Source organism: Nocardia sputi (assembly GCF_023501985.1).
Genome location: NZ_JAMFLC010000001.1, coordinates 18,323 through 30,409, shown reverse-complemented (window position 1 = coordinate 30,409; position 12,087 = coordinate 18,323). Strand labels below are relative to the sequence as shown.

The 12,087-nt window shown below is 68.8% G+C and carries 8 protein-coding genes, 4 tRNA genes and 1 pseudogene; 7 read left to right on the top strand and 6 right to left on the bottom strand.

Annotated elements, in window-relative coordinates:
* The first annotated feature begins 334 nt into the window (after positions 1-334).
* Complete coding sequence (locus tag M8859_RS00160; protein WP_195070551.1) at positions 335-1,306, top strand: LysR family transcriptional regulator; 972 nt, start codon at positions 335-337, stop codon at positions 1,304-1,306.
* Here the strand turns inward: M8859_RS00160 and M8859_RS00155 are convergent.
* The gene (locus tag M8859_RS00155; protein ID WP_249643587.1) at positions 1,273-2,310 is read right to left on the bottom strand and encodes a hypothetical protein; all 1,038 of its coding nucleotides are present in this window, start codon (positions 2,308-2,310) and stop codon (positions 1,273-1,275) included. The two genes, M8859_RS00160 and M8859_RS00155, sit on opposite strands and share 34 nt — an antisense overlap.
* 565 nt (positions 2,311-2,875) lie before the next feature.
* Between M8859_RS00155 and M8859_RS00150 the strand changes: the two genes are divergently transcribed.
* Positions 2,876-3,820, top strand: coding sequence for a hypothetical protein (locus tag M8859_RS00150; protein WP_249643586.1), 945 nt, complete (start codon positions 2,876-2,878; stop codon positions 3,818-3,820).
* Here the strand turns inward: M8859_RS00150 and M8859_RS00145 are convergent.
* On the bottom strand, positions 3,786-5,825 hold the full coding sequence (locus tag M8859_RS00145) for a sigma factor-like helix-turn-helix DNA-binding protein (RefSeq protein WP_249643585.1): 2,040 nt from the start codon (positions 5,823-5,825) through the stop codon (positions 3,786-3,788). The two genes, M8859_RS00150 and M8859_RS00145, sit on opposite strands and share 35 nt — an antisense overlap.
* Positions 5,826-5,905: 80 nt before the next feature.
* Positions 5,906-6,115 (bottom strand): annotated as a pseudogene (locus M8859_RS37450) (SDR family oxidoreductase); the annotation flags it as partial.
* A 57-nt stretch (positions 6,116-6,172) separates the two neighbouring features.
* On the opposite strand from M8859_RS37450, the gene M8859_RS00140 reads away from it, so the two are divergent.
* On the top strand, positions 6,173-6,550 hold the full coding sequence (locus M8859_RS00140) for a winged helix-turn-helix transcriptional regulator (RefSeq protein WP_249643584.1): 378 nt from the start codon (positions 6,173-6,175) through the stop codon (positions 6,548-6,550).
* A 129-nt stretch (positions 6,551-6,679) separates the two neighbouring features.
* On the opposite strand, the gene M8859_RS00135 is transcribed toward M8859_RS00140, so the two are convergent.
* From M8859_RS00135 to M8859_RS00125, 3 genes are all read right to left on the bottom strand, one after another.
* Positions 6,680-6,754: transfer RNA gene (locus tag M8859_RS00135), tRNA-Val, on the bottom strand.
* A 1-nt stretch (position 6,755) separates the two neighbouring features.
* Positions 6,756-6,826, bottom strand: a tRNA-Cys gene (locus M8859_RS00130).
* A gap of 43 nt (positions 6,827-6,869) precedes the next feature.
* Positions 6,870-6,942 (bottom strand) — tRNA-Gly (locus tag M8859_RS00125).
* A 405-nt stretch (positions 6,943-7,347) separates the two neighbouring features.
* Between M8859_RS00125 and M8859_RS00120 the strand changes: the two genes are divergently transcribed.
* The 4 genes from M8859_RS00120 (at position 7,348) to M8859_RS00105 (ending at position 12,013) form a co-directional block, all read left to right on the top strand.
* Positions 7,348-7,419, top strand: a tRNA-Val gene (locus M8859_RS00120).
* 1,196 nt (positions 7,420-8,615) lie between these two features.
* Positions 8,616-10,865 (top strand): solute carrier family 23 protein, encoded by a 2,250-nt coding sequence (locus M8859_RS00115; protein ID WP_195070553.1) that lies wholly within the window; start codon positions 8,616-8,618, stop codon positions 10,863-10,865.
* A 105-nt stretch (positions 10,866-10,970) separates the two neighbouring features.
* The gene (locus M8859_RS00110; protein WP_159919438.1) at positions 10,971-11,402 is read left to right on the top strand and encodes a TIGR02611 family protein; all 432 of its coding nucleotides are present in this window, start codon (positions 10,971-10,973) and stop codon (positions 11,400-11,402) included.
* Complete coding sequence (locus M8859_RS00105) at positions 11,399-12,013, top strand: (2Fe-2S)-binding protein (protein ID WP_236565234.1); 615 nt, start codon at positions 11,399-11,401, stop codon at positions 12,011-12,013. Before M8859_RS00110 ends, M8859_RS00105 begins: the two co-directional genes overlap by 4 nt.
* Positions 12,014-12,087 lie beyond the last annotated feature (74 nt).

Sequence of the window (12,087 nt, the reverse complement as noted above, 5' to 3'; positions counted from 1 at the left end):
GCATCGACTGCCGAAATCGACCCACGCCGATCGACAGGGCGGTATGCGGCCCTCGGGCGACCGACTCCAGCGCGGCATGGTTGGGCGCACGAGCCGTCCCGAGTTGTCGCCAGGTAGCGGCGCACGGGCTGGTAGACGCTGTGGTGCAGTGAATATCCGCAGGTCACCGGAGGGTCAGGTGTTCGGTGGGGCATCGCGCTCGAAGCGACGTCGCGCTCGGTTGCGGAGTGTCGCGCCGAGGACATGCCGGTGCTGCCGCTCGGGAGGAGACTCGCCCCGGGTTGTCGCCCGCGCAATGCCGGGGCCGGCGGTTTGCGTTGGCGATAATCCAAGGGTGGAAGCGCTGGACATGAATCTGCTCGTGGCCCTGGACGCGCTGCTGGACACCAACAGCGTCACCCTGGCCGCGCAGCGCCTACACACCTCCCCGCCCGCGATGAGCCGGACGCTGGCCAAGTTGCGCGGCGTGCTCGGCGATCCATTGCTGGTGCGCGCGGGTCGCAACCTGGTACCGACGCCACGCGCGCTGGAATTGCGTTATGAGGTCAGCACGCTGGTCGAGCAAGGACGCGCGCTGCTGACGCCGCGCGACGATCTCGACCCCGCGGCACTGCGCCGGACGTTCGCGGTGCAAGCCGGTGACATGGTGCTCACCGAACTGGCGGAGCCCCTGCTGTCGGCGGTCCGGGCGCAGGCGCCGGGCGTCACGCTGCGCTTCCTGCCCGACACCCTCGAGGGCACCGCCGCCCTGCGCGACGGACGCGTCGACCTGGAAGTCGGCGTGATCGACCACACCGACCCGGAGACCACCGTGCGCAGAGTGCTCACCGACCGGGTGATCGGAGTGGCCGCCGCGGACCATCCACTGGTCACCGATCGCGTCACCGTCGCCGCGTACGCCGCCGCGCCGCATCTGAGCATCTCGCGCAACGGCCGTTCGCACGGCCCGATCGACGACCGCCTGGCCCTGCACGGCCGCACCCGGCGGGTGGTGGCCACCCTGCCGACGCTGACCAGCGCGCTGTTCGCGGTGCGCGGCGGCAACCTGGTCTGCCCTGCGCCTGCCATGCTGAGCGCCGCCACACTACCCGCGATGGGATTGAGCGCGTTCGAGATACCGCTGCCGCTGCCCGAAGTCGCCATCGGGATGGCGTGGCATCCGCGTAACACCGCCGATGGGGGGCATCGCTGGCTGCGCGATCTCGTCCAGGAGATCCTGCTGGGTTCGGCGGCTGCGGCGCGCCCCCCGAAGCGGCGCCGCGCCAAAGCCGGTCAGGACACCGGGGGCGGGCTGGAGAGCCGGTAGTCGGTCGGCCTGCGCTGCGCGTCGGTGCGCTCGGACTGATATCCGTTGACGGTCGAGTCGAAGACGTCGGAGCGGCCCAGCGGAGCCGCCGCCGTGCGCTTGAGTTCGTCCAGCATGGCCTGCAGTTTGTCCACGTGTGTGTTCTCTACCGGGGTGCGGTGTTCCTCGCCGGCGCGGTGCGCTCCGGTGAGGCCCGTGCCCGGGGCGTCCGCAGCCGCCCCGTTCTCCGGGCCGCTGTGATTCGTGGTGGCGGACGCGACGATGCTTTCGTACGCGGCGTTCTCGCCCGCGGAGTACGAGGCCGATGTGGTGGCGGGTTCGCGTGCCGCCGTGGACCTTTCCTGCCCCGCACTCGGATCGCGTGGCGTCGGCGGTGTGAACGGGGATAGGGGTTCCCGCGGTGTCGCCGCGGTGAAGGTCGGCTCGCGCGACGGAGGGGCAGTGAAATTCGATGCCGGTTCGCGGGGCGCGGAGACGCTCTGCTCGGAGGTGGAATCCGGTTGCAGCGCGGGCTCGCGAGGCGGCGTGAAGCTCGACCGCGCAGCGGAATTAGGTTCCGCTGCCGCGTGCACCGGCTCCCGCGGTGTGCTCGTCGGCCGGGCGCCGTTGCGGAAACCGGCTGGCTCGCGGGCATCACTATTCCGCGCCGCGAACTCGGCGCCGCCGCGCTCGGACTGGCGCGCGTTCGCCCGTCCCTCGGCTGCCCGGGGCAGCGGTGCGGCCGGGCGCTCCGGCGCCGCTCGCCGATCCTCCGGCGTGTGGTCGTCAGCGGATTCCAGGCGCTCCACTCGCGTATCGAGATTCGAGATGTCTTGTCCGGCACGGAAAGCCCACGCTTCCAGCTCGGCCAACCGCCCTTCGACGCTCGGTTCGCCCACCACGGCCGGTGCGCCATCGATCCGGGCCGCCACCGCGTCCAGCTTCTCGCTGACCTCTCGGAGAGCCGACGCGATACTCGACAGCATCGCGCCGATCGACTCGCCGGTCTGCTGACCGTGCTCCATCCAGTACCTACTTCCCCGTATCGGCCCAGCTCGCACTCGGCCGGACGATTCTATCCGCCCAGTTGGGCATCCGCGGCTCGCGAAGAATCGGCGGTAAACCGATCCGAGACCTGATCGATGCAGCCTAGGCCCCCGGAAATACCCCCACGCAGGCGGATTACGCGGCGACCCGGTTTGTCCGGAAACCATGCCGACGCATCTGATCGATCATTATCCGCCCGAACCGCGCCGTCCGCGAGTCCGCGCTCGCCGTCGCCGCGAGGCTCGGCGTTGCGCGACCCGGTGCCGGTGCGGCGGGCTGGAGACCGTCGAACTCTTCACCCCCGGGCGCGTCGCGGCGGCGGCAACGGTCAATTCGCCGATACCGGAGTGTCCGGTTCCGTCCGGGTGGCATGATGAAAGTCCTTGTGCCGCAAGATGCGACGCCGACCCCAGCGACAGCCCACGTGCGTGGCACACCCGAGCGCGGGGTGAACGGGGCTGGCGAGGTAGCCGAGTCTGACGCACTCTTGATCTATGGCGTAGGTCGCCTGGCCTGCGGTGGTTTGTGCAGGGGAGTGGTCGCGTGAGAACGAAGCAGCGGGCGGAGATCGCCTGCGGGCGCCGAGCGATGCTCGCCGAGTTGGGTATCGGAGAGGCTTCCGGCCGTACACGTGGGTCGAAGTCCGGCTACGCCTGCGGGTGCCCGGAATGTTCCGCCGCGCAGTGGGATATGCAGCGGCTCAAGTACTGGTTGTGCGGCAGGCTGCTCGCCTACGGGGCGGACGAAGCCGAAGTGGATGGGCGCATCGGAACACTGCCGGTGGACGTGGATTGGCGCAAGGGTGATCGGGTATACGCGATCGAGGTGCGCAGCGGTCCGCTCGAGCGCGCGCTCGCCCAGGAGCACACCGAGCGGCTGCGTGCCGCGGGCTGCACGGACGTGTTGTGGCTGTGCCCACCCGGATACTGGGTGCCGTACCTGCACGCGCTGGGCATCTCGGACTTCGCGCCCGTCGCCTGTGAGTACCGCGCGGTCACCGGCGTGCTGGACACCGAGCACGCGATGGCGGCGCCGCGGCGTGACCCGGTCGAACTGCGCGAGTTCCTCGCCGGCTGGGTACGCGGCGAGTACGTCTGGGGCTATCGGGATGAGAAGACAGGAGGCTGGGCCACTGTGACCGACTGGGAGTACCACACGAGGACGCAGGCCACGGTCATCGCCCGGCAGCGCCAGGAACTGGTCAACCAGCGCACGGCGCTGGCGGTTGCCCGCAAGTCGTTGCGGGACAGGCAGAAGCACTTGCTGAAGCTGACCACGCGACTGGAACGCGCGGAGCTGGCCGCCCAGGAAAGGGCCGATGCCCTCGCCGCCGCCCAGCGCACGATCGCCGATCACGATCGGCTGGACAAAGCCCTGCGCAACACGATCGCCAACCTCGAGGTGACCATCGGCCGCTGGCAGCTGATCACCATCTGCGCGATGCTGCTGATCGTCACGTTCCTGGCGGCGGCGATGGTGGTGCGCTGAGCCGGAACGGCGCCCGGTCCCATCGCCATTCGTGGCGCAGCACCAGCGCGAGGAAGTCCAGCAGCTCCAGGCCGGTCTTCGCGCGCACCTCGCGTAGCGCGGCCCAGTGCACCGGTCCGCGCTCGACGAGGCTTCGCAGCATCTGCTCGCTCGTCGCGCCGACCGGGCGCGCGCGCAGATCCGGGACGCCGATGCGGCTGCCGGTCCAGACCAGCCAGCCCCAGCCGTTGGCGTGCGCGTGGGCGCGACCGGCGGCCGCCTTCACCCGGTTGACGTGGAAGCCGACGTGGCCCAGCGGCGCGACGTCGATCAAGACCGTGCGGCCGTCGGTGAGGCGGGCGACGATGCTCGGATAGTGCAGCCGCCGCGCACCGTCGAAGTCGTAGCCGACTGCCGCGGGTTGCTCCTGGAACGTCTCGACTCGGCCGCTGGCGTTGAGGATCCACAGCAGCCTGGCCTCCAAGCCGGAGTCGAACGGCACGTCGCGGCCGACCTTGTCCAGGTAGAAGCGGCCGCGGCCGTCGTCGTCGCTGTCCACGGTGCGCGCGGAGACGGTGGGGACCGCGGCGGCGGCGCCTGCGCCCGGCCAATCGACCTGCTCCAACCAGGGATCGAGCTGACTCGTCGCGCGCGGCTCGGCGTCGTGCAGCTTCGCCAGGCGACGGTTGGTCTTCTTCTGCCAGGCGGCGATGCGCTGGGTGACGAACCCGGCGATCCGCTTCGCGTCCTCGGCGGCGTGCCCGGCCAGCCGCAGCTTCAGGTACGACAACTCGGTCGCGGCGATGTCGGTGTCGGTCGCGTACGTCTCCACCAGCAGCGCACGCACCAGTTGCCGGTCCATGGCATCGAGCGGATAGCGCGCGGACAGCACCGCGGCGGCGCGATGCCCGGACAGCTGGGCCGTCCGGATCATCTGCCCGACCGCTTTGGTGTGCAGTTGCCGCACACGGTCACGGGAGAGGTCGTAGCGCGCGCCGATCCGAGCCAGGGTTTCGGGTTTTTCCCCACCGACCCCGAGCCGAGCGGTCAGCAGGTCGCCGTCCTTGGCCTTCCGGTCGGCTTGCAGTGCGATCAACTCGCCGAGCACCTCGTTGACCTCCTCGAGTTCGAACGAGATGTCATCGCGCAGATCGAGCGACTCGGGATCGTCGTCATCGGCTCCCTGCGCGACCTCCGCACTGATCGTCACGCGACAACCCCCTGACTCGGCTCCGGCACTGTGCGGCACAGCGTATCCCCACCCACCGACACTGATCCCTGCCGCGGCCGCACCGCCGAAATGCGCGCCACACGACTTTCGACGCGTTGGGCTCGGCGAGGCAGTCTCGGCTGACAGCCACAGCGGCAATGTTTCCCGTGCTCGCAATTCTCGGTCGAGGCGGCCGAACTGGTCGTGGGTGATCTGCTCAGGCTTCGACGGCGCCGACGTGGGCAGGCCAGTCCTGGCGCGCCGCCCAGTCGCGCACGGTGGTGGCGCCGGGGGTGACCACCGCTGGATCGGGTCCGGGTGATGGAGGTGTTCCCGGAGGCGGTGGGGTGTAGCCCCCGCGATACCCTCCGCGGCCTCGGCCCCCAGATGCGGGGCCAGCATCCGCTCGTAGGCGGCGGGGGTTATCGAGTTCCATCGCACCGAGTGTCCCAGGGCAGCGGTGAGTTCGGCGGCGACCTCGTCGCCCGTCAGTGTTCGCGGGCCTGCCACGATCTGGAGTGGGGGAGGAGCTTTCGACGTGATCAGGGCGGCGACGGCCGCTCCGAGATCGTCCAGTGCCACCCAGGGAACCGGCAGTTCCCGCGGGAGCGGGTAGGCGACTTCCCCCGCCCTGACAAGCGGAGAGGACCAAGGGGCCGAGAGGTTTTCCATGTACGTGTGGGCCGGGGCGACCACCGTGGCGACACCGGCACTCCGGGATAGTTCGGCGGACACGAGTACGCGGGCGTCCACGAAGGGCACACCGACGGCCTCCCTCGGCACCACACTGCCCGCGTTGAAGATCGCCTGCCGCACCCCCGCCTCCCGGAGCCCGGCCAGGGCCGCCCGGGCCTGCCGGATGGCCGGATGGCCGCGAACACGAGCGGCAACTGGACGATCACCGCGTCGACGCCGCGGTACACGGCTGCCAGCGAGCCGGCATCGAGCAGGTCGGCCCGGACCGGCTCGGCGTCCGGGTGCAGCCGGGAGGTCGAAGTATCGCGGACTATGCCACGCACACGGTGTCCTGCCGACAACAGTCCACGGACGATCGCGGCTCCTTGGGTGCCCGTCGCCCCATGGACGATCACGGTTGAACTGTTCATGTCGGCGACGGTAGTTTCCGTCATGAAGCAATACCCAGAACGTGATATAGGTTCCCTGTGGAAACTATCGGCAGCGAGCAGCTCGAACGGCTGCACAGTGCCCCGCCGCGGGGCTGTGGCATCGAGCGCACGCTCGAGGTCCTCGACGGGAAATGGACGACGCTGATCGTCCGGGAGCTGCTGTCCGGACCGAAGCGCTTCGGCGAGCTGCGCACCGCTCTCGGCGCTCCGAGCGCCAAGACGCTCACCGACCGCCTCAGAGTCCTGGCACACCAGCGGATCCTCACGCGCACCGTGCACGCCGAAGTGCCGCCCCGCGTGGTCTATGAACTCACCGAGGACGGGCGAAGCCTCAGCGAGGTCTTGTACGCCATGCTGAAGTGGGGCGAGGAGCCCCCCTCGCCCCGCAGTGAGGTCACTGTGCTCTCGGGATGACTCGGTGGCTCTACAGCGATGTCTTTGCACAACCGCCGCGTGCAACCGACGCAGTTCTCGGTCAAGACACCACAAAGGTCAAGACACCACAAAGGCCCGGTGAAAACCGGGCCTGAGCTGGTGAGACGGTGGTGCGCGATACTGGGATTGAACCAGTGACCTCTTCCGTGTCAGGGAAGCGCTCTCCCGCTGAGCTAATCGCGCGAGGTGGAGACGGGAATCGAACCCGTGTGCACGGCTTTGCAGGCCGTTGCCTCACCACTCGGCCACTCCACCGCGCAAAGGGGGACGGCGTAATGTTGCCTGGCCCTACCTCTCGAGCGGATGACGGGATTCGAACCCGCGACCCTCACCTTGGCAAGGTGATGCGCTACCAGCTGCGCTACATCCGCATTTTGCTTCCCCGGGGCTCGTTTCCGGCCTCCGTGGTGCGAGACAGAACATTAGCCGACGCTCGGTGAAAGGTACAAATCCGCAGGTAGAACGGGGGAAATCTGGGAGGTTGCGTACTGTGACGCCGGTGGCTCATGTGGTGGATGGGGGCGTAGAGGCTTCCAGTCATCGATCCGACGATCCGATACGGTCGGCCGCAGGGATCGAAGGGGTGCTGATCGCATACTCGCTTACGGCACTGTGCTCCGGCGGGTCGGATCCGAGGCTTCGGAGTGAGCCCCCTCTCGCGGGCGGGACCTCGTCCGCCGCCTCCCTGTCCGGATGGCGATTTGGTGAACCGCGGGTGGCGCGTGCTAATGTTTCGTCTCGTCCGGAGGGCATCCCCGAGCCCCCGGAAATTGTCGGGTCTCATAGCTCAGCGGGAGAGCGTCCGCCTCACACGCGGAAGGTCGCTGGTTCGATCCCAGCTGGGACCACACACAGTGCGAGGCCGGTGCAGTATTGCCCGGCCTTCTTTGTTCTCCGAGCCGATCGGCCCCGTGGGTTTCGTGGTGTCGGCGATCTGTATCGAGTCCCCGGTGTGGCCCACGTCTCTCCTTGTGCTGTGACTTGGGTCACATTATGGTAGCGGTTGTCCCCATCTGGACCGGAAACCTTTTCAAGCGCTTTGCGAAGTCTTTACTATCAATCCGACCGCTGCGTCACGGGTCGCGCTTCCATCGAGGGAGGGCGGCTCGGGCGTCGCCCGCCGCTCGCTTTCGATGCCAAGAACATGTTCGACCGATGAACCGGGGCCACGATCTCGGCGAAGGAGAAATATGTCCCCCGACACCGATCCCGTACCACGGACGTCGTCGCACGCAGGCATGCTCGGTCGTCTGACCGGAACCGGCCGTTGCTCGGCCTCCTCGGCCGCGGTTTCCCCTGTCGCCCTGTGTCTTTGGCATGCGGGTTCCTCGCCGACCGCGCGTGCGTGCGCGAATACTTCGGCGGCACGGCGCATTTCGCCGAACTGGGCTGCGTGTGGAAGTTCGCCGGTGTCACTGGGCCGCCTGGGTAAAGGTACTTCCGGCACTGCCTCGATCGAGCCTCGGCGGCGCACCGGAATCCGGGAAGGGTCTGTCATGACGGGCGACCCCGCCCGCCACCACGGGCGCGCGACCGTGTTGCACCCGCACCTCCGGCGCGACCTCGATTGCTTATTCCTCTCCTTTGCGGTTACGCAAATCGCGCCCAACACCGTCGCGGGCTGCGGGCAGGGTGACCTGCGCGCCGTCCGCCCGGTGTGCGATCCGGTGCGTGAGGGAAGCCGGATGTCTCGGTGGAGGCGGTCTCCGCCCACGCGCTGCGCGTGTGATCGAGGTCATGGTCGCGGGGAACGCGGAGGTCGACGGTGGCGCGCACCGGATCGCGGCGGAGCCTGCCTGACCCGGTGATGTGCGGTAGGTCACGGTGATAACGACGAGAGGACGGTGGGGAATAACACACAATTTCTTGAAGTTCTCAGGCTTTGCTAAGTCTTTACCAATACACTTGTCCTCGTTTACATCTCGACTCATCGCTGTGTCGGGACTGCTTCACCGCGAGATGCCGGTTCGCGGTCTTGTGCCCTGCTGGACATGTTGATCGTCAACCGACCTCGGCGAAACAGCCGAGTCGGCGAAGGAGAGTCATGGCTATCGATCACGATTTAGCCCCGCCACTGTCAATGCCCGCACCGGCGGGCCCGGGCCGCAGTTCCGGACCGCGGTCCGACCGCTTCACCGATATCCTGCGCCACGATGTGCCCGCCTCCATCGTGGTTTTCCTTGTCGCGCTGCCGCTTTCGCTCGGCATCGCGATCGCTTCCGGAGCCCCCGTCGCCGCGGGGCTCATCGCCGCCATCGTCGGCGGCATCGTCGTCGGGCTGCTCGGTGGCTCGGTACTCCAGGTGAGCGGCCCTGCCGCGGGCCTCACCGTCGTCGTGGCCGAGACGATCGACCAATTCGGTTGGCGCCTCACCTGTTTCATCGTCGTGGCAGCGGGTGTCCTGCAGATTCTGCTCGGGCTCAGCCGTGTGGCCAGAGCGGCGCTCGCCGTGGCGCCCGTGGTGGTGCACGCGATGCTCGCCGGTATCGGCATCACGATCGCGCTGCAACAGATCCATGTGCTGCTCGGCGGTTCCTCGCACAGTTCGGCCTGGCGGAACATCATCGAGCTGCCCGGACAGCTGATGTCCCTGCACGGCGGCGGCGCGTTGATCGGCGCGGTCGTGATCGCGATCATGGTCGGCTGGAAGTACCTGCCCGCCAGGATTCGCGTGGTGCCGGGGCCGCTCGCCGCGGTGCTCGTGGGCACGGTGTTGTCGCTGGTCCTGCCGCTCGGCGCCGAGCGCATCGTGCTCGACGGCTCGCTGTTCGACGCCATCGGCCTGCCCGCGCTGCCCAGTGGTAACTGGTCGGCTCTGGTCCTGGCTATCATCACCATCGCCCTGATCGCCAGCGTGGAGAGCCTGCTGTCCGCGGTGGCGGTGGACAAGATGCACACCGGCAAGCGCACCGACTTCGACCGGGAGCTGATCGGCCAGGGCTCGGCGAACGTGCTGTCCGGCCTGCTCGGCGGTCTGCCGGTCACCGGCGTGATCGTGCGCAGCGCCACCAACGTGACGGCGGGCGCACACAGCCGCGCCTCCGCGGTACTGCACGGAGTCTGGCTCTTGGTGTTCTCGGTGGCCCTGGTCTCGGTAGTGGAGCAGATCCCGAAGGCCGCCCTGGCCGGTCTCCTCATCGTGATCGGCACCCAGCTGGTCAAGCTGGCCCACATCAAACTGGCCCAACGCACCGGTGACCTGCTGGTCTACGTCGTCACGGTGCTCAGTGTGGTGTTCTTGAACCTGCTGGAGGGCGTGCTGATCGGCCTCGGCCTGGCCTTCGGCCTGCTGCTGTGGCGGGTGGTCCGGGTGGCGGTCAAAGCCGAACAGATCCCGGGCACGCAGCGCTGGCTGATCACCATCGACGGCTCGGCCACCTTCCTCGCGCTGCCGAAACTGTCGGCGCAGTTCGCGAAGATCCCCGCGGGAGCCGACGTCACGGTGGAGATGACGGTCGACTTCCTCGATCACGCGGCATTCGAGGCGGTCGAGGAGTTCGCCCGCCAGCAGGTGAACAGCGGAGGCAGCGTCGACTTCGTGGAGATCGGTGGGGCCAGAATGGCCCAGGCCACGGCCAAACCGCCGGCGCGGAGCTTCGCGCGCTCGGTCTGGGACGACATCCTCGGCCCGTGGCGCCGCGACGAGGGGCACAAGAACCCGGTCGCGGCAGGCGTCGCGGCCTACCACCGCAGCCACGCGCACGTCGTGCGGCCGCACCTGGACGAGTTGCGCGACAGGCAGGACCCGGATTCGTTCTTCCTGACCTGCTCGGACTCGCGGATCGTGCCGAACATCATCACCAACAGCGGGCCGGGCGACTTGTTCACCGTGCGCAACGTGGGCAACCTCGCTCCCGCAGAAGGTGACGCGTCGGTCGAGGCCGCGCTGGTGTTCGCGCTCGAACAGCTGAACGTCCGCTCGATCGTGGTCTGTGGGCATTCCTCCTGCGGTGCGATGAAGGCGTTGCACACCGGCGCCCAGGTCCCCGGCGTGGACGCCTGGCTCGCCCACGCGCAGCCGAGCCTCGAGCGGTTCCGCGCGGGCCATCCGGTGGCGGCGGCGGCTCGGGAAGCCGGCTTCGGTGAGGTCGATCAGCTGGCCATGGTGAACGTCGCGGTGCAGCTCGAACTGCTGCACCGGCACCCCGCGGTGCGCAAGGCGATCGCCGAGCGCGGCGTCACGGTGTCGGGCCTGTTCTTCGACATCGCCAGTGCCCGGGTCGTCGAGGTGACCGAGAACGGGATCGCGCACATCGATGACGCGGGACATCAGCCCGCTCGCGAACTGGTGTGATCGACCGGTGATCCCGCCCGGGCGGCCCGCCGCCCGGGCGGGATCACCGTGTCCGGGGGCGTGGAGCGGGATTCGGTGGGCCGGATTGCTCGTACCCTGGGGAACGTGACCGCAGATCTGGAAACGAGCTCTGCCGACCGGCCGACCCGCTGGCGCGCCTTCCGCGCCGGGCTCGAACGACGGCCTACCCTGTATCTCGCCTACCGGATCGTGGTCGCGGTGGTCGGTGTCGCCGTGCTCGCGGTCGGCGTTCTCGCGATCCCCTATCCCGGTCCCGGCTGGGCGATCGTGTTCGCGGGGCTCGGCATCCTGGCCACCGAATTCGCTTGGGCGCACCGCGTATTGACCTGGCTACGGGACCGATACCGGCAATTGATGGCCTGGTACTCCGGCCAGGGGCGGGCCGTGCAGGTGGCAGGTGCGATCGGCACCGCGGCGTTGGTCGTCGCGACGCTGTGGATTCTGGGAACCTTCGGGCTGGTCGGTAGTTGGATCGGAGTGGAATGGGAATGGCTGCGCAGCCCCCTGCAGCGGTGACCACCGTCGCAGGGCGCATGCTCACCCAGCCGGACTGGCTGGCCGCGCGGATCGCGGAAATGGGCCACTCCTGGGGGACCACGTCGCCGCGCATCGCGGGCACGCTGTGGTGGTGCATGGTGGCCTCCGCTCTGGTGGAGCAGATCGCGCGCGCCTACGCCTACGACGAGCACGCCCCCGAACCCGCCCTGGATCGGATGGAGTGCGAGGTGCGCCCGGACGGTGGTGTCGAGCGGGTGCGCATCCCGGCGAACGATGGTCCGCGGGCAGGCAGCGCCGCGGTGCTGCGTGAGACGCTCGCCGCCGTGATCACGCCGGTCGCCGAGGTGTCCGGTGCCGCAGTCCCCGCCCTGTGGGCGATCACCACCGATGCGATCGGCAACCGGGCGCTGGATGCCGGTTCGCCGGACGCAGGCGCACGGCTGGCCATCGACATCGGTGGCAAACTGCCTGCACCGCGGTTCGTCGAAATCGGCGGGCGCACCTTCGTCCGGCGCATCTCCTGCTGCCTGGTGTTCGAGGTCCCCGGCTGCCAGATGTGCACGAGCTGCCCGAAACGCCCGGCCGCCGAACGAACGGCACTGCTCGCGGACCTAGCCGCCGGGGGCTGACGTACTGCCGGGGACAACTGAACTCCTGCACATACGGGTAACTCGCCGCATATGCCCGTAACTCGAGCGTCACG